Annotated in this window: 25 protein-coding genes and 1 pseudogene; 19 read left to right on the forward strand and 7 right to left on the reverse strand. The window is 42.0% G+C overall.

The genetic code is table 11. From position 1 onward, the window contains the following. Positions 1-386, reverse strand: a 386-nt coding sequence (locus BM122_RS02515; protein ID WP_143083287.1) for an IS5 family transposase, incomplete at its 3' end; no start/stop codon positions are given. 263 nt (positions 387-649) lie between these two features. On the opposite strand from BM122_RS02515, the gene BM122_RS02520 reads away from it, so the two are divergent. Beyond that, positions 650-913, forward strand: coding sequence for a hypothetical protein (locus BM122_RS02520; RefSeq protein ID WP_074903380.1), 264 nt, complete (start codon positions 650-652; stop codon positions 911-913). 43 nt (positions 914-956) lie between these two features. On the opposite strand, the pseudogene BM122_RS02525 reads toward BM122_RS02520, so the two are convergent. After that, a pseudogene (locus tag BM122_RS02525) lies at positions 957-1,665 on the reverse strand (IS5 family transposase). A gap of 198 nt (positions 1,666-1,863) precedes the next feature. Between BM122_RS02525 and BM122_RS02530 the strand changes: the two are divergent. The 4 genes from BM122_RS02530 to BM122_RS02545 all read left to right on the forward strand — a co-directional run bounded on the left by BM122_RS02530 (position 1,864) and on the right by BM122_RS02545 (position 5,846). Next, positions 1,864-2,157, forward strand: coding sequence for a KGG domain-containing protein (locus BM122_RS02530; protein ID WP_074903381.1), 294 nt, complete (start codon positions 1,864-1,866; stop codon positions 2,155-2,157). A 192-nt stretch (positions 2,158-2,349) separates the two neighbouring features. Further along, positions 2,350-2,712 (forward strand): hypothetical protein, encoded by a 363-nt coding sequence (locus BM122_RS02535; protein ID WP_074903382.1) that lies wholly within the window; start codon positions 2,350-2,352, stop codon positions 2,710-2,712. Positions 2,713-3,044: 332 nt separating this feature from the next. Further along, a complete protein-coding gene (locus BM122_RS02540; RefSeq protein ID WP_074903383.1) occupies positions 3,045-3,230 on the forward strand; it encodes a hypothetical protein in 186 nt (61 codons plus the stop codon). Between the two features lie 975 nt (positions 3,231-4,205). After that, on the forward strand, positions 4,206-5,846 hold the full coding sequence (locus BM122_RS02545; RefSeq protein WP_177198026.1) for a hypothetical protein: 1,641 nt from the start codon (positions 4,206-4,208) through the stop codon (positions 5,844-5,846). 690 nt (positions 5,847-6,536) lie between these two features. Here the strand turns inward: BM122_RS02545 and BM122_RS02550 are convergent. Continuing rightward, on the reverse strand, positions 6,537-6,866 hold the full coding sequence (locus tag BM122_RS02550) for a hypothetical protein (RefSeq protein WP_256211855.1): 330 nt from the start codon (positions 6,864-6,866) through the stop codon (positions 6,537-6,539). A 1,065-nt stretch (positions 6,867-7,931) separates the two neighbouring features. Here BM122_RS02550 and BM122_RS02555 point away from each other — a divergent pair. Together BM122_RS02555 and BM122_RS02560 are read left to right on the forward strand one after the other, a co-directional pair. Beyond that, complete coding sequence (locus BM122_RS02555; protein ID WP_074903385.1) at positions 7,932-8,354, forward strand: transposase; 423 nt, start codon at positions 7,932-7,934, stop codon at positions 8,352-8,354. A 14-nt stretch (positions 8,355-8,368) separates the two neighbouring features. Continuing rightward, the gene (locus BM122_RS02560; protein ID WP_074903386.1) at positions 8,369-8,563 is read left to right on the forward strand and encodes a hypothetical protein; all 195 of its coding nucleotides are present in this window, start codon (positions 8,369-8,371) and stop codon (positions 8,561-8,563) included. Positions 8,564-8,902: 339 nt separating this feature from the next. Here BM122_RS02560 and BM122_RS02565 read toward each other — a convergent pair whose 3' ends face one another. After that, positions 8,903-9,529: a hypothetical protein gene (locus BM122_RS02565; protein ID WP_074903387.1), complete on the reverse strand. Its 627-nt coding sequence runs from the start codon at positions 9,527-9,529 to the stop codon at positions 8,903-8,905. A 306-nt stretch (positions 9,530-9,835) separates the two neighbouring features. Between BM122_RS02565 and BM122_RS02570 the strand changes: the two genes are divergently transcribed. From BM122_RS02570 to BM122_RS02590, 5 genes are all read left to right on the forward strand, one after another. Beyond that, entirely contained in the window at positions 9,836-11,923 is a 2,088-nt protein-coding gene (locus BM122_RS02570; protein ID WP_256211848.1) for a sensor histidine kinase, read from the forward strand. A gap of 11 nt (positions 11,924-11,934) precedes the next feature. Further along, positions 11,935-12,609: a response regulator gene (locus BM122_RS02575; protein ID WP_074903389.1), complete on the forward strand. Its 675-nt coding sequence runs from the start codon at positions 11,935-11,937 to the stop codon at positions 12,607-12,609. Positions 12,610-14,638: 2,029 nt separating this feature from the next. Then, positions 14,639-15,982 carry a SulP family inorganic anion transporter gene (locus tag BM122_RS02580; RefSeq protein ID WP_074903390.1) on the forward strand — a complete coding sequence of 448 codons (1,344 nt, stop codon included), beginning with the start codon at positions 14,639-14,641 and terminating at the stop codon, positions 15,980-15,982. Positions 15,983-16,108: 126 nt separating this feature from the next. Beyond that, positions 16,109-16,519, forward strand: a complete 411-nt coding sequence (locus BM122_RS02585) for a universal stress protein (RefSeq protein WP_074903391.1) — start codon at positions 16,109-16,111, stop codon at positions 16,517-16,519. Positions 16,520-16,523: 4 nt separating this feature from the next. Beyond that, on the forward strand, positions 16,524-16,895 hold the full coding sequence (locus BM122_RS02590; protein ID WP_074903393.1) for a universal stress protein: 372 nt from the start codon (positions 16,524-16,526) through the stop codon (positions 16,893-16,895). Between the two features lie 171 nt (positions 16,896-17,066). Here the strand turns inward: BM122_RS02590 and BM122_RS02595 are convergent, their stop codons facing one another. After that, a complete protein-coding gene (locus BM122_RS02595) occupies positions 17,067-17,798 on the reverse strand; it encodes a hypothetical protein (protein WP_074903395.1) in 732 nt (243 codons plus the stop codon). A gap of 486 nt (positions 17,799-18,284) precedes the next feature. Between BM122_RS02595 and BM122_RS02600 the strand changes: the two genes are divergently transcribed. The 7 genes from BM122_RS02600 (at position 18,285) to ppnP (ending at position 23,458) form a co-directional block, all read left to right on the forward strand. Then, positions 18,285-19,610: a SulP family inorganic anion transporter gene (locus BM122_RS02600; RefSeq protein ID WP_074903397.1), complete on the forward strand. Its 1,326-nt coding sequence runs from the start codon at positions 18,285-18,287 to the stop codon at positions 19,608-19,610. A 116-nt stretch (positions 19,611-19,726) separates the two neighbouring features. After that, entirely contained in the window at positions 19,727-20,137 is a 411-nt protein-coding gene (locus BM122_RS02605) for a universal stress protein (RefSeq protein WP_074903399.1), read from the forward strand. Between the two features lie 508 nt (positions 20,138-20,645). Further along, entirely contained in the window at positions 20,646-21,077 is a 432-nt protein-coding gene (locus tag BM122_RS02610) for a glycine zipper family protein (RefSeq protein ID WP_074903401.1), read from the forward strand. Between the two features lie 71 nt (positions 21,078-21,148). Next, positions 21,149-21,505 carry a HopJ type III effector protein gene (locus BM122_RS02615; RefSeq protein WP_074903403.1) on the forward strand — a complete coding sequence of 119 codons (357 nt, stop codon included), beginning with the start codon at positions 21,149-21,151 and terminating at the stop codon, positions 21,503-21,505. Beyond that, positions 21,495-22,553, forward strand: coding sequence for an NAD(P)/FAD-dependent oxidoreductase (locus BM122_RS02620; protein WP_074903405.1), 1,059 nt, complete (start codon positions 21,495-21,497; stop codon positions 22,551-22,553). Before BM122_RS02615 ends, BM122_RS02620 begins: the two co-directional genes overlap by 11 nt. After that, positions 22,528-23,106, forward strand: a complete 579-nt coding sequence (locus tag BM122_RS02625; RefSeq protein ID WP_074903407.1) for a tRNA 5-(aminomethyl)-2-thiouridylate-methyltransferase MnmM — start codon at positions 22,528-22,530, stop codon at positions 23,104-23,106. Before BM122_RS02620 ends, BM122_RS02625 begins: the two co-directional genes overlap by 26 nt. Before the next feature lie 40 nt (positions 23,107-23,146). Next, a complete protein-coding gene (gene ppnP / locus BM122_RS02630) occupies positions 23,147-23,458 on the forward strand; it encodes a pyrimidine/purine nucleoside phosphorylase (protein ID WP_074903409.1) in 312 nt (103 codons plus the stop codon). A 55-nt stretch (positions 23,459-23,513) separates the two neighbouring features. On the opposite strand, the gene BM122_RS02635 is transcribed toward ppnP, so the two are convergent. Both BM122_RS02635 and BM122_RS02640 read right to left on the reverse strand, forming a co-directional pair. Beyond that, positions 23,514-24,995, reverse strand: a complete 1,482-nt coding sequence (locus tag BM122_RS02635; protein WP_074903411.1) for a protein adenylyltransferase SelO — start codon at positions 24,993-24,995, stop codon at positions 23,514-23,516. Positions 24,996-25,147: 152 nt separating this feature from the next. After that, positions 25,148-25,645: a ribonuclease HI gene (locus BM122_RS02640; protein WP_074903412.1), complete on the reverse strand. Its 498-nt coding sequence runs from the start codon at positions 25,643-25,645 to the stop codon at positions 25,148-25,150. Positions 25,646-25,689 lie beyond the last annotated feature (44 nt).

A 25,689-nucleotide genomic window follows, 5' to 3' on the forward strand; every position in this document is an offset into this window, starting at 1 on the left:
CCATCGACCGCTAAATGGATCTTGGTGGTATTGCCTGCACGGCTTTTCCCGATAGCCTGCGATTCTTGACTCGCTGCTCCCGCACTATGTTGATGTGCTTTAACATAGCTGCCATCCATAAATTTCCACTCCCAATCCGGATCAATAGCCAATGCTTTGAAAATATTGAGCCCTTTCCTGCTCAATGACCAGGCATTGAATCTTTTATAGATGGAATTCCAGCAGCCGAACACCTTGGGCAGGTCGCGCCACGGACAGCCAACCCGCATTCGATACAGTATGCCTTCTACCGTCATGCGCAGATTGCGCTTGTTATAAATCGCTTCTTGAAGCAGAATCTTCTCCAGCTTCGACCAGTACTCATCATTGAGCATCATTCGGGGCATCGCAAACTCGTTTTGTTGGTGGTGTAGGAACCCCAATATTACGAGTTTGTTTCTATCTATGAAATACTTATCTTAAAACGTCAACAGACCCTAGAAGAAATTCTGGTAAACAAAATAATAATGGACGAGGATTAACATGAAAACGAGAACTAATTCCATTTCTAAATCAAAATGACGCGAAGGGGAGCCGCAGACAGTAGAAATAATACGGCAAGGTGAAGCCGAAAAAGTCAGTTTTGATTTAGAAATGGAATAAAATAGACATGCCAATAAAAGTATTATCTGGAATGTTGTTGAGTGTTGTTTTAGCTGCTCCCGTGGTGGTTGAAGCTGGAAGAGGCCATCACCACCATCATGGTCATCATCGTCACCGTCATCATTGCAAGCCGCCGAATATTTATTACAACCCATCCTATTATCCACCTGCGCCTGTCTATTATCCGCCCGCACCCGCATATGGCGTAGCACCGGGTTATTTATTCATGGGGATTAATACTGGCAATGCCAGCTTTATGTTAGGTTATTAAATCAGATATTTCATTAGGGCCTGTTGGCATTTCACATAGGTGACTACAGATATCTACAAGCCATGGTGATCATGCTTTCATAATTTCTCTTGGCTTGTCATATCGTGTTGCCACTGCTCGATACTGCTTTAATTGAACAAAGGCGTTTTCCACAGAATAAGGACCCTATATAAATCCCAATCCATATGTGTGTACTACCTTTAACGAAGTTACACTTTTTCGGTATTACCGCTCTAGCTTCCTTCTTCACGATTTGCTCCTGTATGCATTCGTTGTTATAACCCTTGTCCGCCACAATTGCCTGCGCATCAGGTGATTTGGCAATCAACTCCGGCGGTACAGAGCAATCATTCACATTTCCACCGGTAACTTCAAACTCAACTGGCAAACCATAACCACAAACCACTAAATGAATCTTTGTGGTATTTCCTGCATAGCTTTTACCGGATGGCCTGCAGTTTCTTGATCTACTGCTCCCGTATTATGCTGGTGTGCCTTAACGTAGCTGCCATCAATAAATTTCCACTCTCAATCGGGATCAATAGTCTGCGCCTTGAAAATCCTGGTCTACTTACAACTTAATGACCAAACATAAAATCTTTTGTAGATAAAATTCCAAAAGCAAAAAACCACAGGTAAGTCACGTCAGGGACAACCAGCCTACATTCGGTATAGCATGCCTTCTACCGTCATGCGTATGCTGGTTCCAATAGAATACTCCAATCGAGAATTGGGCCAGTCGTTATCATCATGGCAATAAGTTTTTTTTGCTTCTTTGCTACTAACTCGTCCTGTATTCAAGCTTTAATTTTGGGTTTATGTGCGCTTACGCACAGAGAAAGCCTGCTTCGAAGAGTAGGCTGAAGTTGATCTTTATTTTATCAAACCGAAGATAAAGAATCCAAACACATCATAGGTGTTTTTAGAATTTAACGAATAGGAGAGCAATTATGCCTTCGAATAAAGGAAAGGATGAGGATAACAAGAGCACCAGCCAGCGTGGTTTTGCTTCCATGGAAGAAGAAAAGCAGCGTGAAATTGCGAGCAAGGGCGGCCATGCTGCTCATGAAAAAGGTACGGCCCATGAATTTAGCTCGGAAGAAGCGCGTGAAGCAGGCCGTAAAGGTGCACACTCACGTGCCAAAGGCGGTTCCGAGGATGAAGATAAATCATCTTCCTCTACTCGTGGCGGCACATCTGAGCAGCATGCTGAAGCAGGCAGGCAAAGCCATAAAAATCGCTAAGCAACAAGAATAACAACGAGCAGAATTCCTTCATTTCATTTAAACAATTTTCTTTTATTCTTATTCTTGTATCAATCAGTTGGCGTGCTGAAATATTTTCTCGCTCTGTGGGTTAGCGAACAGTATTTTGCCAAACGCCGGAGTAGAGTATAAGGACAGCAATTTTGCTGTAATGATATGGAGGAATTAATCATGAAAATTACTTCAATTCTTAAAAATTCTGCTTCGTCCGTTCTAATGGCAGGCTTGATTGTGGGCTTAGTTGGTTTTGCCCAAGCGCAAACTAGTGGATCTGGGCAATCAGGTGGCTCAATGTCCGGCCAAGGAGCTAGCCAGGGTGGCAGCAGTATGAGCGGTAGCGGCAGCACGTCAGGATCAATGGATTCATCGTCAACCTCTACTCAAAGACAAGGATCGGGCTCGTCAGGCTCCACTTCACCGGGCTCAGGAGCTTCAGGAACCTCGGGTGGTGGATCAGGCGGAGGTAGCTCTGGATCACCATCAGGTACACCGAGATCGGGAGGATCAGGAACCTCGGGGGGTAGCAGGTATTAAACAGCTGTGGTCTTGCGGAAAGCCCTATTTCGGAGCTTTCCGCTGCTCATACGGCGATAGGGGAGCAAATATTCCGATAATTCACCGAATAAACCCATACGCAACCAATCCGCCAGCAATGCCAAAATAAATGATGTATTGATGGAATTACTCCTATTTATTATGGACTGCGCTGTTTTTTTGGTTTATCCAATTTTGTGATTCCGGTTGTCGTGGGTTGGACCTCCATCAGCCACCCCCACGATTTGGATTTCTTTTAGAATGAGCCGAATGATTTTTTCTTGGATATCTTATTCCATTTCTATTTCATAAATTAAATAATAAAGGAATTTATGAAAGGAAGCATTGTGATGGCGCGAGTAGCAGGTGGCAAAGATGTGTTGGAGCAGGCCAGGGATTTGCTTGTTAATACAAGAAAAATAGAAGAATCAAGCATGGCCATGGATTATTATAAATTTACTTATGAAATAGGAATGGAATTAGGCACAATATTCAACTCTTTTCTACCTATAGTTTAATCGGCAACCGACAAAATATTGCTTCGGTTGCTGGTGCGGCAATCGCGATAATTCATACAAACCTCTTCTTTTTCTGGAAAACAGTCAGAAGCTCGAGTTCGTGACAACAAAAACTTGACGAGTCCGAATCCGTAATTTAGTCAAGTATTTGCCGTCTTGTTGAGTTATTTATCCCTTAAGAAATAAACTCGCTAATTCTGGCTCAGATAAATCTGTTGTCTCGCTATTTACGGCTCACCTGAAGCTGGTGCGTTTTCTCGTTATTGTAAAAGCGAAGAAAAACATTGATACTGTTTTGTTCCAGCAGCGCGCCCAAGGTATTGTCGGGTAGAAAAAAACATTCTTATTATCTAACTGATTCTTTAGGTTACTGTACTGCCAAGGCCTGCTTCTTCTATTGTTATAGACATAGAAATTCAGATGTTTGATTTCTATTCTCTCAGTATTGGACAGGTAAATTAGAGTGATAACTGCTTTTGATATCAGCATATTTAAGCAATTTTCCAAAATTTTGGCTGTACCATGCTCAAATACCCTGCTTATTCGATTTAGAGAACTATCTACTGAATCGCTCAAGGTTCGCAAACATTCCCAATCGCTATAAGTTTTGGGTCAAGGAGAAAATCTCTAAAAAAACAGGTTATGCATCCCTATAATAATATGTCTCTAATTTGAGACATATTTTATCATTTAAAAATAAGTGGTTACATAAAAATATAATTTTATTGTTGTATGATGATGACAATTTATTTATGGAATTTTTTATTAATTCTACGTAATCCATTGAATTAAAATAATAAAAATATTATGGCATGAATAGTGCTTAGATTAACATTAATCAAAATCCTTGCCGTCAATGAGGTTGCTAGGCCATTAGGCAATTTTCCGGCTTGATTTTGGTGCTTGATGACAATTCAGGCTCGTCAAGTTTTTTGTGAATCTAATTATTCTAAACATAGAATAGAGGAGTATGTAGTGAGCAGTAAATACAAAATTAAATTGAAAACAGTATCCGTTTTACTTTTGTTGCTAGCAGCGCCATTAATTGCAGATAAGACAGCATCTGCGGAAAGAACAACATATGAGGAAAGAAATGGCAGCTCAAATAATAATGGCAACTCAAACAGTAATGACAGCTCAAACAGCAATGACAGCTCAAACAGTAATGACAGCTCAAACAGCAATGACAGCTCAAACAGCAATGACAGCTTAAATAGTAATGACAGCTCAAATAGCAATAGCAATTCAAATAGTAATGGCAGCGCAAATCGCATGCCAAATATGCTTCGTTCGACGAATAGTCATGGTACAGATGCATCATATAGTACCGCCGGTTTTATAGATCTTGATAATCCATTTTTTAAAAGTATAGGAACGAATGGTCGTAGCTGTGCTTCCTGTCATATACCTTCCCAAGGATGGACGATTACAGCCAAAGGGGTGCAAGAGCTCTTCGAAAAAACAGAAGGGTTAGATCCACTCTTTAGGCCGGTAGATGGTGCTAATAATCCTGAGTCTCCTCATCCGGATCAATTAACGCTTGAAGAGCGCAGAGAGGTTTACAGCATGCTGCTGAATAAAGGAAATATACGTGTGGGCATCGGTATACCTGCTGACGCAGAATTTGAATTAGCAGATGTTGATGATCCTTACGGTTTTGCAAGCGAAACCGAGCTGTCTTTGTTCCGCCGTCCAATGCCAAGTGCCAATTTTAAATTTTTAAGTACTGTCATGTGGGATGGTCGCGAAACTACGCAGGATCCCACTTCTACGGATTGTATTGTTGGAACTACAAATTGTTTTTCTCCTGTATCTAAAGATTTAGCCACTCAATCCAATCACGCTACATTAGGGCATGCTGAAGCATTGCATGATTTGAGTGAAGAGGAGCAAAAAGCGATCGTGGATTTTGAATCAGGGTTGTTCAGCGCGCAGATTCTCGATAATGAAGCAGGTGAGCTAACCGCGGAGAAAGCAAGCGGGGGGCCTAGAGCGCTTTTAGAACAAAATTATTACTTTGGTATAAATGATACCCTCGTTGGTGATTATCAAACTGGCGCGGCCTTTAACCCTAATGTCATGTCGCTTTACGATTCCTGGTATCGTTATAAACCGACCAAATCATCCACCAGTATTGAGATTGCGCGGGCTGCTGTTGCGCGCGGTCAAACGCTATTTAACACAAAACCTATCAATATCACTGGTGTTAGAGGGCTTAATGATGATTTAGACGTAGAAGTGTTGCCAGGTACATGCACGACATGCCATAACACCCCTAATTCAGGCAATCACTCAACACCAATGCCGCTGGATATTGGTATTTCTGATGCCTCACGCCGTACACCGGATATGCCGCTCTATACACTGAGAAACAAAACAACCGGCGAAGAAATCCAGACAACCGATCCGGGCCGTGCTTTGATTACGGGTAAATGGAAAGATATTGGTCGTTTCAAAGGACCTATTCTGCGCTCTGTGGCATCACGACCACCATACTTCCATGATGGTTCGGCTGCTGATTTGCCTGCAGTAGTTGATTTTTACAATAATCGTTTTAATATCGGTCTTACCAAAAAAGAGAAGGCAGATCTTGTTGCTTTCTTAGCAACACTATAAAACCTTTGCATTTATTGGCAATGAACGCCTTCCCGCAAGGGAGGGCGTTCATACTTGGCTTTTTGTAAAATTAACCATGGTTTTGTGTTGAGCTTTGGTTTTGATAAGCATATCTTGGCATTCACTTATATTATTAGTTTATATTCTCGTAATTAAAAAGTTAAATATTGCCGCTGAAATAATCGATAGCCGTTACTATCGGCTGAATATACTTATTATAAGTATTTGGAAAAGTTGGCAACGACGCGTTATTATTTGCCGCACTAACTGAGCTAGCTGATAACGTGAGCATACATATAGGCTGCTATAGGAATTACCTGAGCTAGCTTCTTCATAGAAAACTTCTTCATTAAAACTACCTTCCTAAAATATTAATTTTAAGTTTCACCAGTTTTGCTGATATAGCGAACCGGATGGGCGATAGCACATTTGCTATGAATCGGCTTTTTCCCACGAGGTTCTTTACGAACCAAATAGTGGCTGACTAGCGCCCATTCTTTGTCTGGTAAATCGCTTTGGTACATTAACCTCATACAATAGCTGAAATCATAATTTCAAACTATATGGCAAACAACCAAATTATTGTTAAATACTCTCTAAAAGTCAGCGTGATTTAGTGCTCAGCGTTACTTTGTGCGATTATGGTTCGCTATGGCAACATCAAGGACTACATTTAGCTTGGCTTGAAGTCTAGCTTGCGAAGTTTTTTGGGGGGCGGAATAAGGAATCCAGAATAAATTCTGGAGCGGTAACGGAAATAAATGAAGCTAAAGCTTCTTTATCAGCGGAAGTAGATATTATAAATAAGGGTGCATTAAAGAATAAGGGAATGAATTGCCCGGCTGCATGAAGACATAAATGAGTTGCTGCATCCAACACTCCATCGTCGTCGCCAAGAGCAACATGCAAATCGATATGCTTCTGTGGATCAGCAGAAAACAAAGAAGCACGGTAGTGATGATCTAATTCATGAGCAAAAACCTTGTCATTAAAAGACCACCCAAATGTATTCGTAAGCATGCTCACGAAAAATATCAGGATGACAGAATTAATGAATAATTGTTTTCGCATATTTGTAATGTATCACTACTAATACCCTTGTCATAACAAATTCGAATTATGTTTTGGACAAGGTGAATTTGTGTTTCTCCTTAAAACCACCTTTTATAATACTAAAAAATAATTACAACACATTGATTTGTAATGTTATATGTGCTGATACTTCTTGGCAAAAGAAGTGCAAGTATAATTGCATGTCAATTTAATGTCAAATAAGAGATAATGACGAAGCGTAAACTCGTCTTATATGTTTTGGGGTGTCTAGAGCATAGGGTATTGTAAATGCCGAACTTATCTTATCCAGAAATGAGGAGAATCCGACATGAAAGCATCATGTATAGCTTAATCAGCTAAGAATGATTAAAATGTATAGCGTATAGGGGGCACCTCTAAAAATTCAATTTATAAAATGAGGCAGATCAGAGAAACATATTACTTTGTTTAGTTGAGTTAGGATAACCCATTGTTTTAAGTATATGATATAAATATTATGCTACTCGATATGAGAGCTCACCATGCAACTAGAATTTTTTGACCTTGACAATCTCGATATGCTCAGTTAACCAAACTAAAAGATCCGCTTGTAGAACAGAATCGCGTAATCGACTGGAATCAATTTAAGATAAGTTTGGCACTTACGATACCTTATGCTCCTAGGCACCCCAAAACATACAAGACGAGTTTATGCTTCGTCATTATCTCTTACTCAAGTTTTGGAATTCATTTTTGGTAAAGAAACTATTATAACCAATTGACTAATAGGTAGTAAAAGCCTCCTAAGTGGTAAAATTTAGTTTGCTTGACGAACTTTACTAACCACAAGGAGGCTTTGATGAATCGTGACACAAAACCATTAGGCTTGCCAAATTTAATTGGTGATTTATTTAATCAGTCGGAACTGCAGATTGATAATGTTTTCGCATCATTGTGAAAAAAATCGCATATAGCCACCTTGCTGCATCGCGCTGGTTTGCATAAGCGCTTGGGGGTGGCGGTTACGCAAGTTGTTTATTTGCTGTACTGTGGGTGTGGTTAAAGATTGATTCGATTGGCATGTTTTCCCGCAAATCCATGCAAAGTTTCACCGATGCCCGAAAAGATGTTATGTATGATTATCTCAAGCAGGAAGATGTCAATTGGCGACGCCTACACTACCAGATTGCACGACAAGTCGTGATAGAACATAAGTTGGTAGGCCATGAGATGAAAGCTTTTGTGTTGGATGATTCAGTCAAAGCAAGGCGCGGTAAAAAGGTGGCTGGGATTTACAGTCATTTTGATCATTTGACCGGGCATACTGTCAAGGATCAACAGGTTCTAACGCTAGGCTATGCCACTGAAGAAGTATATCTCCCGCTGGATAATGAGCTTTATATCAGTCAGAAGAATGCTGCTGAGCTTAAGCAACCCTTTCGTGATGGTCGCAGCCATATGGCAAAACGCTACTAACCGCTATCTTGCGCATGAAGAAGGATAAAACCCAGTATCGCTATAGCTATTGCAGTAATGAAGCGCGATGCACCACCATGGCAGATGCCAAGAGACTATATGGCCATCATGTTCGCAAGCAGTGGCAAAGCATTCAGGGAACACGTTATCGCTACAAATTGCTGGATGTTGAGCTTAATCTCGCCTTATCTCTCAATGAAGCACCATAGTGGGTTCCTTATCGGCTGCTCTTTGTTAAAGGAACCACGGCAGGTAATGCAAAGACACCTAGTAAACATGATTGGGCATTGTTTATCACTACGGATACCGCAATGCAAGCAAGTCATATTCTGGACATAGCTTTTTCCATTTGGAGAATTACTTACAGCTTCAAAATCAGAGACTCTCTAAGTTAATCTCCATTTATCTCGCCGGTCTTGCCCAGACACTGCTTGGCTGGTGGCATAGCTTGTCACTCATCAGTTGGTCGATTGTTTCATCCTAAGCTGTGGCACCCATGTTATTTTAATTAACCTAAAAGCAATCAAGTTCGGCTATATATTAATGCGTTACTGCAAGGCAAGCGTCTGAAGAGAAGATAGAAAATTATCACTGAATGTTTCACATTGAGTCATGTACATGAAGCTAACGCGCTCATTCACACAGGGCGGATTTATCGCACCATAATCGATTCTCAGCTTTCCTCTCTTCTCTCTGGTTAGGTAATATCTATCATTCCGGTTAGTAGCAGTAGCTAGCACAATATGAAATATATCGGTATCTACGCTAGCTTCGGGGAGTGATAAACTTTCGTACTCTATCATTTCAACTGTTTGATACAGATTCTTCCTTTTTATCAGTTCAATTATCATTTTGAAATTTTCATTGGTACCTGAATATAATGGTTGCTTACGTAGATCTTCCCTGGTGATAGGATAATCCGGGGATATCGCTTTAAGGTTCGTCAGAATAGTTGTATAGATCAATTCCTGGGAAGGAATCAAAGCGATCAGCTTCCGCTCTATAAGCGGCGTGGGGAGTGGTTCGGTGCTTTCGATACATCGGGTATGCATTGCAGCTCTCGCTGCGATATATTTTTCCTTATCCTTGTATTCTGCCCCTTCAAGATAATAAATTGTGCTGCAGCCAGGTAGTACTAGGGTGGTTATTAGAATAGTGAGTACAGCTTTTTTCATATTGATTGTTTTTCTTTATAGACGAGGTGTGCTTTTTAATCTAACCTAGGCAATAAACATTCACAGCCTGATTTTCGCGATAAATCTTATACCAAATATTTATGGGAACAAATGCTTCAAAGAAGAATCTTTAGTCATTAATTTTTAGTTTCTTAGTAATATTAAAGCTGACTTTCCTCTCTGGAGTTGTAAGGTAATTGTACCTATAATTCTGACCATGATAGCTATACACCCTATACGTACTGGCCTTGCAATAAGCACGTGAACATATGAGCCAAATAAACATGAAAAAACGAGGTGGGTGATTTGGTTATAACTCGCGAACACCGAAGAATCAGTATTATTGGCGGCTTATTGCTGCTAGGATTGACCCTGACGACAGGCATTGCAGTTTATGATGTAATGCATCAGCAGATTGAATCTGCACTCGGTAGAGGACTTGATGTAGTATTAGAAGGCAAAACGTATTTATTCGAGATTCAAATTGAAAAAGGCCTCGCGGATACACGTGCGCTAGCCATGCGGCCTTTCATGATTCAGCCAATCCAACAGCTTAATATTCAACCGGACAACTTCAATGCACTACACGACCTTGATCGCAACGTTAATTCATTGACACAGATCGGTTTTTCGGCAGCCATCGTTTATGATGTGCACGGGAAAGTATTGTCACAGGTAGGCCATTTTTCTGATAAGCAAACTCAATCGTTACCACTGACTATACAAAATAATACTTCTCTCTTATGGGATGATCAATTCATTTTGCGCACCAGCGAAGATGTGTTAGATCAAGATGGGCATCGCATTGGCAGTATTACCACAGAGAGTTTTTTACCCCACTTGACCCGTCGATTTAGCGGAATAAGATCGATTGGTGAAACCGGGGAATTCATCTTATGCGCACCTCCAGCTTCAGGAGATAGTGCGCAGGAAATGGCTTGTCTTATGAGTCAGAGTGATGGTGTGATATTCAAGTACTTATATCATGCAACAAGAGACGAGCTGTTGCCAATAAATAATGCATTAGCAGGAAAAAGTGGTGTTATGGCTGTAAAAGATTATCGCCATATGCAAGTAATTGCGGCATATGCTCCATTAGATAAGATTGGTTTAGGCATGGTATTGAAGTTGGATGAGGAAGAATTGCTCAAACCAGTAGCTGAACAATTAAAATTTGTTATTTTATATCTTGCCGGATTGATCGCTGCAGAAATACTGCTATTAAACTGGTTTGTAAGTAAACTTATTAAATCCAGACGGGAAGCGCAAGCAGCTAAAGAAAAAGCCGAGCTATTTTCTATAGAATTGAGTCATAAGGAATTAGAGTTACGTAAACGTCTAAAGGAAATAACCTGTCTTTATGAAATTCGTCGTGGTATGGGATTAGATGTATCAATTGATAATGTTTGCCAGAATATTTTTGAGCATTTGATCCCAGCCATGCAATTCCCGAAAATAGCGACTGCCATCATTGAACTTTATGGCTGGCGATATGTTTCCGGTAATTATGAGCAAGGTTTTATGCGTCCTTTCCGATCAAAGACTAAAATCACCGATAAGATTGGTGGCTATCGCTGGCATAAGAGTCAAAATTCTTTTTGTACCTATTTATCTGAAATTATCGTCAACGATGAAATCTGTGGCCAATTACGTTTGTTCTATTCTGAAGACAAAACATTTCCAGTAGTTGAGGAGCAAAAGCTTATCAATGCCATTGCAAGTGATCTTGCGGGCTGGCTTGAGCGCAAGCGATTAGAACAAGCATTGGTTTTTGTTGCGGAAGAGCAGGCCCATACCATCGGGCAAGAATTGCATGACAATCTAGGGCAACGGGTTGCTGCAATTGGTTATCAGGCCAGAGCATTGGAGAAAAAAATCTTTGCTTTAGGAAAAGATAATTTGGCAGGCGTAGCGGCTTCCATTGCATCGCAAGCCCAAGCTTCTGTAGTACAAATCAAACAGCTGGCTCAGGGACTGCTACCATTTGAACTGGAAGCAAATGGTTTAGTAGCAGCATTACGAGCTCTTGCGTCGAGAATAGCTTCGACTTATAAGATTGATTGTGAATTTGTATGTGAAAATGAAGCGATTATTAACGATAATAATCTTGCACTCAATCTTTATCGAATTGCACAGGAAGCTGCTAATAATGCAATACGTCATGGTAGTGCACGATCTCTGAGAATATTTTTGAATCTTGAAGAAGGAATGCTTACCCTTTCCATATGTGATGACGGAAGCGGTATTGTCGAGGTGGATAAAAAGCACGACGTAACCCAGGGAATGGGTATTAAAATTATGCAATATCGTGCAAAGCAGCTAGGTGCCAAGTTAGAAATATTAACGCGCCCAGAAGGGGGTACGGAAGTGCGTTTGGAAATGCAACTGATTTAAACTGATTTAATATGATGAATTCAAAAGCACAGGTAATGTTAGTGGATGATCATGCCATGTTACGCCATGGTATGGCGATGCTCATAAATATGGAGCCAGATTTGGAGGTTTGCGCTGAGGTTGGCGATGGGAATGAAGCCCTGGCGTTACTTAAAGGAACTGATAAGGTTGATATTGTTTTATTGGATGTTACGCTCAAAACAAGTTCTGGCTTTGAAGTAATAAAATATATGCATGCGTTGCAACCTGCATTGCCAGTATTATTTGTGTCGATGCATGATGAGACAGTTTATGCCGAGCGTGCCTTACGGGCAGGTGCTTCAGGCTATGTAATGAAGCAGGAGCCGGGTGAAGTTTTGCTTACGGCTATCCGCGAAGTCTTGAAAGGGAATGTATATCTGAGCAAGGAAATGAATGCAAAACTGCTGAATCGCATGGTGGCAGGGCATCCAGAGCATGAGCAGTTGATTAATAGCCTAACGCCGAGCGAGTTTGAGGTGTTACATTTGATTGGATCTGGACATAGTAGTAAAGAAATTGCCACGCTACTTAATCGTAGCATTAAAACGATTGAAACACATCGCTTCAATATTCGCACGAAGTTGAATTTGAAAAATGGCGCCGATTTAATACGCTACGCCACTCGCTGGTTTTCAGAAGAACCTATTGATCAGGTTTATAGATAGCTTTAGGTGACCTAATGAATAAGGAAATGGGGATTTCAGCAGAGTTCCCAACTCCCATTTATTGGATGACATTGGCCGGCACACCATTTTGGGGTAGGTAGCTTTGCATTAGTATGCCACAAATCATATCAAGGAAAATTCTCGATTTTTATGCATTTAAGCGCTTTATCAAATTTGGAATTAAGTTTCTGTAATTGAATCCCTTTTATGATTCAGCAATGGACGCATGAGTAATCCCATTTGATAAAAATTTCTCTTGGTAACTTCAACTATTACAAGGTGGATCCTGTCCACCGCTGCTAAAAGTGAATAGAACTGAGTTAGCGGTGAAACAAAACCGAGGTGCGATCCTAAAAGTGTAAATGGAACGATGGCAGTAAATGCGACGGCCAAAAGGAATATTACGATTAATTCCATTTATCATGAAGGTCACTAATACTTGAGCGCATAGGGATTCAATAAACCAGCTAGTCTGGAGCTATATTTTGTCAGCTTTTAGTACTGCGAGCATGACGTAGAGGGTCCGGAAATAATGCATTGAGCTGACAGAACCGATCATCAGCATGTTGTAATTTTGTATAAAGTTTATATCGAATTCTCTTGGTTTGCGGAGCTCTTCAGGATCTACTTTGTTCAGAGGAGTTGGCATTTCGGCACATCATATAAAATATTATTGAGCAATATTTGAATGGGTAGCATAGGCAGGAATAGAGCTGCGCTGGTCATGCTAAATATATTGCCAAAATTGGTGCTGATGCCCATCATGATGTACGTGATTATATTGCCGAAGGTGCGCCTTCATCCCAGCACACCGGTATCACATCGGTATGTATGACACTTAAGTCCCAGTTCAGAAGAGTCAAATCAGCTGTCTCCTTGGAGACATCAACAGAGTAGCACCAACCGATCGGCCCACGTCTACTGAGTAAAGCGATGCGGCATCATTGATTCCGTCGCCTAGATAACCTACTCATGACCTCGAGCTTGAAGTGCCCGGATTATGCGCTCTCTCTTTTGGGGGGGGAGTAACCCTGCAAAATAAGTTTGCATTTTCTGCTTTGATTCGAAGGGCAGCATTACCGATTTGTGCAATTTCAGTATGCATTACTCATCATTTAGCCGGTCAGTTTCGCTCTGAGATTCATTCCCATCCAAAATTGACCAGTATTAATGATTCTTACGAAATGCCACCAGACTAAGTGGTTAATATAGCAAAACCAGCTAGAAATGATTCAAAGAGTATTCTCATTGTCTCATCTAGCATAAAAGGGCATACACCAAAGCACTGCGTAAACAACAAAACTAAACCGTTGAGATGCTCTTTTCAAAACCTATATATTCTGAATCATTCTTAACTGGTTACGCTATATATACCTTCATTAAATCTTCCAAGCCTACATTATTCCATTTCTAAATCAAACCTGACTTTGTCAGCTTCACCTTGCCGTATTATTTATACTGTCTGCGGTTCGCCTTCGCGTCATTTTTAATTTAGAAATGGGAATTGGCTAATGGATTCAATTATTAGTAGGTAATAGATTACCTCATAACTATAAGGGTTTTACTTACATGTATCTGAGATTCATTCTCATCCAAACTGGATCAGTTTTTGTGAGCATTACGAAATGCCACCGGACCAGTAGCCAGTGATTTATCTCAATTAAATCTTCTAAGCCTACACTAACTAATGGTTCCCATTATTAACGGGTAATAGATTTCCTCATAATTATAAGGGTTTTACTTATTTATATTAGAGGGTAACCATTATAACAAAACAATGGTTTCCCTAATATACATCAGGGTTTTGATTGAGATACGATTGACCATCGCTTATAAAAGTAAGCGTAAGTAAGTAATAAGAATCTTCTTTAAAGATCATAAAAAAAAAGAGAAGAAATATCATATAAAACATTCGGACTAACTGCTTGCTCGCAAAGGACAAACCTAACGGCAGCCTCCGTAATCTACGGGCAAAAAGGATTTTTTATAGTCTATCTATTACTTATACAGTATAGGAGAAAACTAATTTATGGCTACACAAATAGAAAACAAACCGTTGGAAGACGAACAGCAAAGCGTGGCGGAAAGCGCTGCCCCAGTAGGTTCTGCTGCTTTTCAATCGCAATATTTTTTGCGTGATACCGCTGCGGGTGTAATAACTGGCGCCATGGCTATTCCATTAACCATTGGCATTGCGATCATGTCCGATTATCCGATCAAGGTAGGCTTGGCAACTGTAGCGTTTGCTTCTCTAATCGGTTGGATTAATGCCTGGTTCAGACCAGGTAATTATATTGGTTCACCTGGTATTGCAGCTGGATTGGCTCCCGTATTGGCTTTGGGCGTCTCTATGTTTGGCGTACAGAACATGGCATTTTGTATTTGTATGACCGCAGTGATGCAGGCGGTCATCTGGAAGTTCAATTGGCAACGATACCTACTCGTTGCTGTTCCGGTTTACCTGGTTGAAGGCTTGTTAGCTGGCGTAGGGCTAAAGATATTTTTAAAGTTTTCAGAGTTTACCTACGAAATACCAGTAGAACTTGTTACTGAAACTTTCTGGAATGCCGCTCGAATTCAAATGGTGGCAATTTCTGCAGCTGGTCTTGGATTATTCTTGTTCTTGTTTTCCAAGTTCAAAGATACCCAACCTGCTATTCCCTATTTCGCGTTGATCATTGGGGGCGTTATTTTGGCGCAGTTTGTTTCTGTGCCAATGATAACAGTAGAAGATGTTCCTCTTGAACTGAGACTGCCATTGCCAAGTGAAGACACAACGATATTGATACTGGCTTATATGATATTTTTCTGTGCCATGCTGGCTATTGTTGACGTCATCGAGCAGGTCATGAGTAACGCGGCTATTGAAAAGATAGATCCGCTTAAACGTAAAACAAACAGCAATAATAGCTTGCTTGCCATCTGGATTGCTAATTTAGGTTCAAGTTTCTTTGGCGGTATGACCAACTTGGATGGTCTGGCTAAAAGCACAACCAATAAATTGGCTGGTGCCATGACCAAGTTTTCCGTTTTGATCATCGGTTCAGTCGTATGCTTTTTTACGTTCAATCCCCAATTTTTGGATTACTTACCAAAATTTGCATTGGCGGCGATCATGATGTTTACCGGCTATAAGATGATTGCTGGCTTGGTGCATGTGACGCATTATGGCCCCTATGCCTTGATGTTAGCGCTTCTGACTGGTGGTCTGGTTTACAAGGTGGGTATATTTGAGGGCTTGTTGATTGCGATGGCGGTACACGGAATCATTCATTTTCTGGTCTACACCAAGCACGAGAATATGCCGGGAAAAGAAGTTGTTAAACGATATTTTGATAACTTGAAAAGAGATAGTAGCAGTAATCTACAGTAACTGTCTTTACATAATTTATACGTATCGAATAAATAGGCTATTCAGTGATTTGAGGGCGAAGAAAATGCAACAACTTCGTCCTCAAACAGAATAAATAGAATAAATGCTCATAAGAGGATTAGTCTTATGTACAAGAAGATAATGATCGCTATTGATGGTAGCGATACTGCTCAGCAGGCATTAAAGGAAGCTGTAAACATTGCCAATACTTACAACGCAGCATTGCGTATTGTTCATTGCGTAAGTGGTGATACTGAAGCCGATAAAAAGGCAGGGACGCAGATACTGGAACAAGCTAAATCATATCTTGACGCAGTAAGCATAGAAACCGGTCTCTTGCAGGCAGATGCCGAGTATGGCTTGACTGGTATTGCTGATTCGATTGCTGCTGCTGCCTCTGATTGGGGAGCAGACTTGCTGGCAGTAGGAACTAGTAATCGTAAGGGGTTGGAGCGTTTATATATCGGATCGGTTGCCGAGCAACTCGTTTCCAAAGTTGATGCTTCAGTGTTATTGGTTCGTCCACAGAAAGGCTAAAAATATGATATTCGCATTATTAGATGCTGTAAATATTGCCAGTAATCATAATGCAGCATTATGTATCGTCCGCTCAGAGGATAGTAGTGATATCGAAGCTGATAAAAAGACTGATATTACGATACTGGAAAAAGCCAAAACTTATCTTAACGAATTGAATGTCGAAACACTACTTTTGGATGCTAAAAAAGAAGAAGGTGTGAATGGAATTATTAAGGCGATTGCTGCTGCTACTTCTGAGTGGGGGGCAGACGCACTGGTAGTTGGAACAGCTAACGGTAGAGGATTGGAGCATTTTTATGTTGGGTCAGTTGCCGAGCAACTGATCGCTAAAGTGGGATCTTTGATTCTATTGGTTCGCCCCCAAAAAGGATAATTTAATTATTAATATAAGTAGTAGTAGTAGTTTAATGAGTACGTACGTAATAATAAGTTGAATTACCTCTGGACTTTCCAGAGGTAATTCAATTGAAAGTATAGTAATGTAAAGTCATAGTCCTGGTAGTTCGTATTATCAAGCTAATGGCTTTATTGGAGATTTTTGGTTTTAATCTCCTTTTAATAATCGATCATTTACTGCTTCGGTAAACTCTTTATCAGTAAGCGTACCTCTTTCTGGCCGAAGTGCTAGCAGCTTTTCCACCCCTTTTTTAACGGTATTCTGATTATCATCTGAAGACACAACAAAAAAAGAAACAGGCGTTTCCCGCATAGCCATTATTTCTATTCTACTCTTAAGCTTACTTATCTGTTTCTCAAGATGCCGGTTTTGTATCAAACCGCCTCCAATTACAGAGCCATGGAGAGAAATTGTGGTATGAGACAAACCATCACCCGATACAATAATTTCAACTTTGATTGGCCAGTAAAAGGAGAAAATATGGAAAAATTCTTTACATTGAATATGGTTCTGACTCGTATTTAAAATACGCCAATCATTTTCTTCAACTATTTTCTTGCAAATAGATAGTGCGTTCTCAACCGAAATATTAGTTTCAATTCTTTCATCTACGCTTGAACTTATCTTATGTTGCACTTCAGCAACTTTAATTTTAATTTGCTCTAACCCAAAAGAACTTATACGAGTAAGTTGATTTCTCCTGTTTAATGTAAGATTGCTCTGATAAGTTGTTGCTGAAGTATTTTTGGTACCAAGTTTTAATAACATTACGCCAGCACAGGCAACAACAAAAACTAATAAGAGGTTATGCTGTGCATTTATCACTACAATGTTATCTAACATGGCAATTATAAGGGCTACGATACCAATTATTTTCATGATCAGGTAACCTCCAAGTTAATAATAACGCGACAAAGATTTACTTTGTTGCAATATTATTAACATAAGCTTTATAAAGTTTATGTTAAGAAAGCTTCTCTTAGATACTAATTATTTATTTTAGAGGGGAAATGATGGGAGGAAATGATTAAGGGGGCAAGACTCAACAGTGCTCTTCAATATCCGATAGTAAGCATAGCCAGCTATTCCAATCCAAGCGTCCAACAGTTGTTACGAGTAATAATCACGGATTATTTACCATTGAATCATAGGCAAGGCGTTAGCGTGATCCATGGAACAGTCTAAGTTCGTCGTGTGGTAACTGAGTTGATGAACCAACTCTTCAAAGAAAACCGTGAGTTACAAAGAATCTTTATTAAGGGTAGCTGTCAAATATAGAAATAAAAAGTCAGTCTTTATTAAAGCTCTGGCGAAAATAATTTTTTGTAATTAATTACTTACAGTTTTGTAGGAGAAAAGGAGTTTATGTCCAAACTAACGGAGAACAAGCCCAAAGACAAGGAGCTTGTTACTTTGCCAGGTTCTGCCGCTTTTCAGTCACAATATTTTCTGCGTGATACGGCTGCGGGTGTGATAACGGGTGCCATGGCAATTCCACTTACGATTGGGATTGCAATTATGTCAGATTATCCGATTAAGGTAGGCTTGGCAACTGTGGCTTTCGCCTGCCTAATCGGCTGGATTAATGCCTGGCTTAGACCGGGCAATTTTGTTGGAGCACCTGGAATTGCGGCAGGGTTGGCTCCGGTGCTGGCTATGGGTATAGCCACTTTTGGTTGGGAAAATATGGCATTCTGTATTTTCCTGACTGCTGTGATACAAGCGATCATCTGGAAATTTAACTGGCAACGATTTTTACTCGTCGCGGTTCCGGTTTATCTGGTTGAAGGCTTATTAGCGGGTGTAGGACTAAAGATATTGTTGAAATTCTCAGAGTTTACTTACGAAATACCAGCAGAGCTGATTACTGAAACATTCTGGAATGCTGCACGTATCCAGATGGCTGCAATTTCCGCGGCTGGTCTCGGATTATTTTTATTCTTGTTTTCCAAGTTTAAAGATACTCAACCTGCTATTCCTTATTTCGTGCTGATTATTGGGGGAGCATTGCTGGCGCAATTTATTAATGTGCCTATGATAAATGTGGAAGATGTTGATCTACATTTTAAGCTGCCGTTACCTCAAGCTGATGTCACACTTATCATGCTGGGTTATATGGTACTTTTCTGTGCCATGCTGGCTATCGTCGATGTCATCGAGCAAGTTATGAGTAACGCTGCCATTGAGAAAATAGATCCGCTAAAACGTAAGACAAACAGCAATAATAGCTTGCTTGCTATCTGGATTGCGAATTTGGGCTCAAGTTTCTTCCATGGTATGACCAATCTGGATGGTCTGGCTAAGAGTACAACCAATAAGCTGGCTGGTGCCATGACCAAGTTTTCAGTTTTGGTTATTGGTGCGGTAGTAGGCTTTTTTACATTCAATCCGCATTATCTAAATTATTTACCGAAATTTGCGCTGGCGGCGATCATGATGTTTACTGGCTATAAAATGATTGCAGGACTGGTACACATCACGCACCATGGTCCTTATGCCCTAATATTGGCCATTTTAACCGGTGGCCTGGTCTACAAGGTGGGTATTTTTGAAGGTCTGTTGATTGCCATGGCGATACACGGTGCCATACATTTCCTCATTTACACCAACCATGATCATATTCCAGGGAAAGAAGTTATCAAACGATACTTTGAAAATTTAAAGAAAGACAGCAGCAGTCATTTACAGTAACTATCTCAAAAATATTTTTAAATATTGAATAATAAACTATCCATTGATTAACGGGCGGAAATGCCAAAATTTCATCCGCGCACAGGATAAATTTTTATAAGAAGGGTAGAGAACTTATGTACAAAAAAATAATGGTCGCTATTGATGGCAGTGATGCTGCTCAGCAGGCATTGGAAGAGGCAGTTAATATTGCCAATACTTATAATGCTACATTGCGTATTGTCCATTGCGTAAGTGGTGATACTGAAGTTGATAGAGGGGCAGGTTTACAGATATTGGAGCGGGCCAAATCAAATTTTGATGCTGTGAGCATAGAGACCCGTCTTTTGAAGGCTGAAGCTGAGTATGGTTTGACTGGAATTGTTGAGGCGATTGACGCTGCTGCTTCTGAATGGGGAGCAGACTTGCTGGCAGTGGGAACTAGTCACCGCCAGGGATTGGAACGTTTTTATATTGGTTCGGTTGCCGAGCAGCTAGTTAATAAAGTTAATGCTTCTGTGCTACTAGTTCGCCCTAAAAAAGGATAGAGCGCAATTTCGTTTCTCAATCAAGCCTGATTTTGTCGGCTTCTCCTGACCGTATCATATATACTGTCAGCAGCTCGCCTTAGCCTCATAACAGCAGTTCAGAATGGAGTGATAGTACATACCAATAATCGGTGAAAAATCTCTGTATAATGGTCGCATCAGTAGCAGCCAGAAAAAAATGGCGCAATCAAACAGTTTTTACTCAAGAAAATTAAAATATCTCCTCTTCCTCCGATTAAGCCATTTTTTAACTCTAGCAGCAGGCATCGTCTAGTTCTGCCTTATATTTATGGATTATTATGGTTAGAAAACAGAATAGAAGCGGGGTGGGAATTAATCCGTTACCCTGTATAGTTCAAGTTATACTCGTTCAATCAGAGATATTTGTCGTCATTCCATTTCTAAATCAAAACTGACTTTGTCGGCTTCACTTTGCCGTATTATTTATATTGTCTACGGCTCGCCTTCGCGTCACTTCTGATTTGGAAATGAAATAAGGGGAGGCGCAATGAAATTAGTAATGATGTTGAGTAACGGATTGATCTTGCTATTACTTTCAGCTTGCTCAAGCATGCAGCCTATCTTGTATCCCAACACGCATTTTCTATCGGTAGGCAAGGAGGTTGCGGAGCAAGATGTAGAGGCGTGTGAACAACTCGCCAAATCAGCTGGGGCTAAGGAAAAAAGCTATGGCAAGAGTAGCGATGTTGCTTCAAGTACTGTGATGGGAGCAGGTGTTGGGGCTGCGAGCGGTGCTGCTGGCGGAGCTGTGACCGGTGCAGCGGGCACAGGTTCCATGGTGGGAGCGGTCAGCGGCGCTGTGTGGGGTTTGATGAGAGGGTTGCTTTATTCGAAACCCTCGCAGCCTGATCGGGCTTATGCTAATTTCGTGAACCGCTGTTTGCAAGAGAAAGGCTACGAGGTGACTGGCTGGCAATAATTGCTTCTTGCAGGTCAGGTTCTATCATCCAGAATACCTTAATAGTAACGCACTTTGAGGGTAATGGTTTAATGTTGAATGATTTTATCGATCGTGTTAAATCCGGGCAAGTGGTTGATTTTAAAGAAACGATGGCAGTGATCGCAGAAGCGTATGATTACCGACCGACAACATTCAGCAATGGTCTTCAACAGCCATTAATGAATGAAGCCGGGTATAATGAAGGTTCTTGCAAGGTTTTTGCCTTTGCCAAACTGCATGGATTAGATCAGAACCAGACCTTGGCCTTGTTTGGTGATTATTATCGCAAAGATGTGCTGGGAAATCCTACTGGTCATGATCACCAGAATATCCGCATTTTTATGCGCGATGGTTGGGACGGTATTGTTTTTAATGGCGAGGTGTTAACTGCCAAGCATGCCGGTTGATGTGCTGATTGTTGGTCAGGGCCTGGCCGGCAGCTTGCTGGCCTGGGAGTTGATCCGTCAGCAAGTTCGCGTCATGGTGATCGATAGCGGTGAGACCAATGCGTCGCAGGTCGCCGCAGGACTGATCAATCCGATAACCGGTAAACGACTGGTCAGAACTGCTGAAATCGAGCGATTATTGCCAGCTGCCATGGATTGCTACCAACAACTGGCGTTAGCATTTAACCAGCAGTTTTTTGTGCCGATCCCCATGCTACGCCTATTAAAAAGTGAGCAGGAACGGCATATTGCTAAGCAAAGACTAGCTCAAGCTGAATATCAAGCATTTTTAACGGATGGGCCATCTTCTGCCCCCGACATTATCTCTGCATTTGGCATGCTGCAACAGATGCAGACCGGCTATTTAAAAACTCGCCAGTTACTGAAGCGCTTGCGGGATTTTTTTGTGGCGAATGACTGCTACCAGCAAATCAGGATGAATTACCATGAGATTGTGTTCCAGCCACGTTTGCAATGGCAAGATTTGCAACCGCGGCACATCGTATTTTGTGAAGGTCATCAGGCTACAATCAACCCCTGGTTTGGTGGATTACCGTTCCAGCCCGTGAAAGGGGAGATTCTCCGCTGTAAAACCCATGCAGTATCTCCGGCCCGGATTCTCAATTTTGGTTATTGGATGATTCCTACCGAGCCGCATCAATTCAGGTTAGGGGCAACTTTCGATTATAACAATCTTGATACGCAGCCCACTGAGCATGCAAGTAACCAGTTGATACAGGCTTTGACTGAGGTTTATCCCGGCTTACAGCCCGTTGAGATTGTTGAACATCAGGCAGGTATTCGCCCGGCCACGCTGGATAAGCAGCCTTTTATCGGTTCCCATCCGGTATATCACCAGTTGCATATTTTCAACGGCTTTGGCGCCAAAGGCAGCTTGGCTATTCCCTGGTATGCGCAGCAATTTGCCGCAGCTTTGAATCAGGGTGCATCGATCCCCGACGCCGTGCATGTGCGCCGTTATTATGACTCGTATTTTCCCTCTGCCTGAAACAGCGCATCACATCATTCGCCAGCATTTACCACAGGGAGGTATCGCGGTCGATGCCACTGTCGGAAACGGGTATGACACCGATTTTCTAGCTCAGTTGGTCGGTGACAGTGGTTCTGTTTTTGGTTTTGATGTGCAACTGCAAGCCATACGCGCCACAACACAATTGCTGCGGCAGCGGGGTTTGCTGCATAGAATCACGCTGATTCACGCCAGTCATTCATTGATGGATGAGTATATTCCACAAAGATTCCACGGTCAGATACAGGTGATTATGTTTAATCTGGGCTATTTGCCAGGGGGAAATAAAAGCATTATTACCCGAGCCGACTCGACTTTGACAGCTATTGAGATAGCTTGTCGGCTGCTCACCGCACAAGGGATTCTGACCGTGCTGGCTTATCCAGGTCATATTGGCGGCGATGAAGAAACCCTGCGTCTTAGTGGATGGTGTCAACAACTTGATCAGAGTCATTTTCAGGTCGACACTGTGCTGAGTCATTATCCAAAACCTCATGCGCCACGGCTTTTTGTGATCCGGAAAATGGATTGATCTGCTATCATGCACAACTTTTTAACCATAAAGCATCTTCATGTCAGAATTCAAAAATGTCACTGTCGTCAAGCAAGCCAATGTTTATTTCGATGGTAAAGTCAACAGTCGCACCATTATTTTAGCCGACGGCAGCAAAAAAACCTTGGGCTTCATGCAGCCGGGTGAATATACCTTCCATACCGCTGATCCTGAATGGATGGAAATACTGGCTGGTGAACTGGAGGTTTGCCTGCCGGCCTCTGATTGGCAAACCGTCAAAGGTGGGGAAGCTTTTAACGTGCCCGCCAATAGTCAATTTACCATGAAGATAAAAATTCCCACTGATTATTGTTGTTCCTTCCTGAAATAGCGCACAGGCAAAATAAAATTTTTTCTATAGCGGTCTATCCAGCCTGGAAATAAAATTACGTCCCACAGAATGTTTGATGAACACATTCTGATGGTAACGGGGGGGTGCGGTAATCCTGATACTCCGGTGCTTCGGAGTAGGGATCTGTCACTGCTGCCAGCAGCCGTTGCAGCAGAGCGTAATCATCCCGTTCTGTAGCTGCTGCCAGCGCCGCTTCAACCTGGTGGTTGCGCGGATGGATCGCAGGATTATGCGCCCGCATCAAGCTCAACGAAGCCTGTTTGGACTTGTCCTGGCGCAATAATCTCGCCTGCCAGCGCGCATGCCACGTGATAAACTCGGCATTCTGAAAAAGGACATCTTGCGGCATAGTGTCCGCAGCCAGTGCACGGAAGGTATTGGTGTAATCGGCTTGGTGCTGCTGCATGCAGGCCAGCACAGTCTCGATCAATTCAATATCCTCTGCTTCTTCATTAAATAGTCCCAGTTTTTTGCGCATCCCCGTCAACCAGTGGCGCTGGAAGATAGCGGAAAAAGTGTGGATCGCTTCTTCCGCCAACGCGACTGCTTGTTCCTGATCCGGGTGTAATAGAGGTAATATTGTTTCTGCAAAACGTGCGAGGTTCCACTGTGCTATTAGTGGCTGGTTGCTATAGCGGTAGCGGCCATGCTGATCAATTGAGCTGAATACGGTATTCGGATCGTAGGCATCCATAAAGGCACAGGGACCATAGTCAATCGTTTCACCACTGATGGTCATATTATCCGTATTCATCACGCCGTGAATGAAACCAACCAGCATCCACTTTGCGACCAGCGAGGCCTGGCGTTGTATTACGTTGTGCAATAGCGCAAGATGGGCATTCTCAGCCGTGGCAGCATCGGGATAGTGCCGGTCGATAGTATAATCGGCCAGAATTTTGATCGCTTCACTATTCCCCAGCCGCGCAACATATTCAAACGTACCCACACGAATGTGGCTGGCTGCCACCCGTGTGAGTATCGCACCGGGTAGCAGGGTTTCACGTATCACTGACTCGCCGGTGGTGACCACGGCAAGGCTGCGCGTAGTGGGAATATTTAAAGCATGCATCGCCTCACTGATGAGATACTCACGCAGCATGGGCGCCAATGCTGCGCGGCCATCGCCACGCCGTGAGAATCGGGTTTGACCGGAACCTTTTAACTGGATGTCAAATCTGTCCCCTGCGGGAGTAAGATGCTCACCGAGCAATATCGCGCGCCCATCGCCCAGCATGGTGAAATGGCCGTACTGATGGCCAGCATAGGCTTGCGCAATAGGCTGTGATCCCTCAGGCAACACATTACCAGCAAACAGCAAGGCAGCCTCTTGCTCGGATAGCATGCGAAAATCCAGCCCGAGCGATTCTGCTAGCGTATGATTCAACATCGCTAGCTGTGGATCGCGCACTGGCACCGGGTCAAGCCGCGCATAAAAAAATTCCGGCAAACGGGCATAGCTGTTATCAAACTGCCAGCCGACGCTGTCATTCGCATATTTTCTATCTGGGTTCATGTGATCTGATTATATTTATTCGATTCGATAATATTGGTATCGGGCAAAACGGGAAGTGCCAAGCGTTAAGCGAATAAGACAGTTAGGGCGACTTTATGTTCCAATGAGAGCGCGCTCTTTTCAAATACTTTATCTACTCTCTACGCTGTGAGTTAACGATTTTCCCGCAACGCACGCCTGGATGCACGGTCAACTAAACTGAACAGTTTACCGATCTCATCTTTTTGGTGAGAGGCTTGGTGGCCTGCCACCTTTACAAACCTGCAATTGAGCCTGGCATGCAAGCGGTAAAATTCCTGGTAGAGCTCGTAATTAGTCAGTTGCTTGTTTTTACCTGAGAAAAAATTATTTTGTTCAAGACGGGCGCGCCTCCCCGGCAGACCAATAATATTTTGTGAATCGGTATAAACTATCAATGCTATATCACGGGCATCGGTCAAAGCCATGGTTTCATACGCTTCATTTAGCGCCCATAATAACGTCTGCAATTCCAATCTGGTCGAGCTGGTCTGTTCAAAGCGCTTCATTTTCACTGAATCTTTTAGTGTTTCTATCGGCGTAACCAAGTCAGCAATTGCAAAGTAAGCGCCATATCCTATTTTTGATTGGGTATTGACACTGCCGTCGGTAAAAATATGTAGGTAGTTCAAAATATTATAGTCTGGCTAAAGCAAAAAGCACTTCAGTTCATAGC

Source organism: Nitrosomonas communis, from assembly GCF_900114745.1.
In the GTDB taxonomy this organism is placed as follows: Bacteria; Pseudomonadota; Gammaproteobacteria; order Burkholderiales; family Nitrosomonadaceae; genus Nitrosomonas; species Nitrosomonas communis_A.

Excerpts from the sequence above, each read along its gene's own strand:
- BM122_RS02520 (WP_074903380.1), top strand. The coding sequence starts at position 650 with ATGCCAATAAAAGTATTATCTGGAATGTTGTTGAGTGTTGTTTTAGCT.
- BM122_RS02530 (WP_074903381.1), top strand. The coding sequence starts at position 1,864 with ATGCCTTCGAATAAAGGAAAGGATGAGGATAACAAGAGCACCAGCCAG.
- BM122_RS02535 (WP_074903382.1), top strand. The coding sequence starts at position 2,350 with ATGAAAATTACTTCAATTCTTAAAAATTCTGCTTCGTCCGTTCTAATG.
- BM122_RS02540 (WP_074903383.1), top strand. The coding sequence starts at position 3,045 with ATGAAAGGAAGCATTGTGATGGCGCGAGTAGCAGGTGGCAAAGATGTG.
- BM122_RS02550 (WP_256211855.1), bottom strand. The coding sequence starts at position 6,866 with ATGCTTACGAATACATTTGGGTGGTCTTTTAATGACAAGGTTTTTGCT.
- BM122_RS02560 (WP_074903386.1), top strand. The coding sequence starts at position 8,369 with ATGAAGAAGGATAAAACCCAGTATCGCTATAGCTATTGCAGTAATGAA.
- BM122_RS02565 (WP_074903387.1), bottom strand. The coding sequence starts at position 9,529 with ATGAAAAAAGCTGTACTCACTATTCTAATAACCACCCTAGTACTACCT.
- BM122_RS02575 (WP_074903389.1), top strand. The coding sequence starts at position 11,935 with ATGATGAATTCAAAAGCACAGGTAATGTTAGTGGATGATCATGCCATG.
- BM122_RS02580 (WP_074903390.1), top strand. The coding sequence starts at position 14,639 with ATGGCTACACAAATAGAAAACAAACCGTTGGAAGACGAACAGCAAAGC.
- BM122_RS02585 (WP_074903391.1), top strand. The coding sequence starts at position 16,109 with ATGTACAAGAAGATAATGATCGCTATTGATGGTAGCGATACTGCTCAG.
- BM122_RS02590 (WP_074903393.1), top strand. The coding sequence starts at position 16,524 with ATGATATTCGCATTATTAGATGCTGTAAATATTGCCAGTAATCATAAT.
- BM122_RS02595 (WP_074903395.1), bottom strand. The coding sequence starts at position 17,798 with ATGAAAATAATTGGTATCGTAGCCCTTATAATTGCCATGTTAGATAAC.
- BM122_RS02600 (WP_074903397.1), top strand. The coding sequence starts at position 18,285 with ATGTCCAAACTAACGGAGAACAAGCCCAAAGACAAGGAGCTTGTTACT.
- BM122_RS02605 (WP_074903399.1), top strand. The coding sequence starts at position 19,727 with ATGTACAAAAAAATAATGGTCGCTATTGATGGCAGTGATGCTGCTCAG.
- BM122_RS02610 (WP_074903401.1), top strand. The coding sequence starts at position 20,646 with ATGAAATTAGTAATGATGTTGAGTAACGGATTGATCTTGCTATTACTT.
- BM122_RS02615 (WP_074903403.1), top strand. The coding sequence starts at position 21,149 with ATGTTGAATGATTTTATCGATCGTGTTAAATCCGGGCAAGTGGTTGAT.
- BM122_RS02620 (WP_074903405.1), top strand. The coding sequence starts at position 21,495 with ATGCCGGTTGATGTGCTGATTGTTGGTCAGGGCCTGGCCGGCAGCTTG.
- BM122_RS02625 (WP_074903407.1), top strand. The coding sequence starts at position 22,528 with ATGACTCGTATTTTCCCTCTGCCTGAAACAGCGCATCACATCATTCGC.
- ppnP (WP_074903409.1), top strand. The coding sequence starts at position 23,147 with ATGTCAGAATTCAAAAATGTCACTGTCGTCAAGCAAGCCAATGTTTAT.
- BM122_RS02635 (WP_074903411.1), bottom strand. The coding sequence starts at position 24,995 with ATGAACCCAGATAGAAAATATGCGAATGACAGCGTCGGCTGGCAGTTT.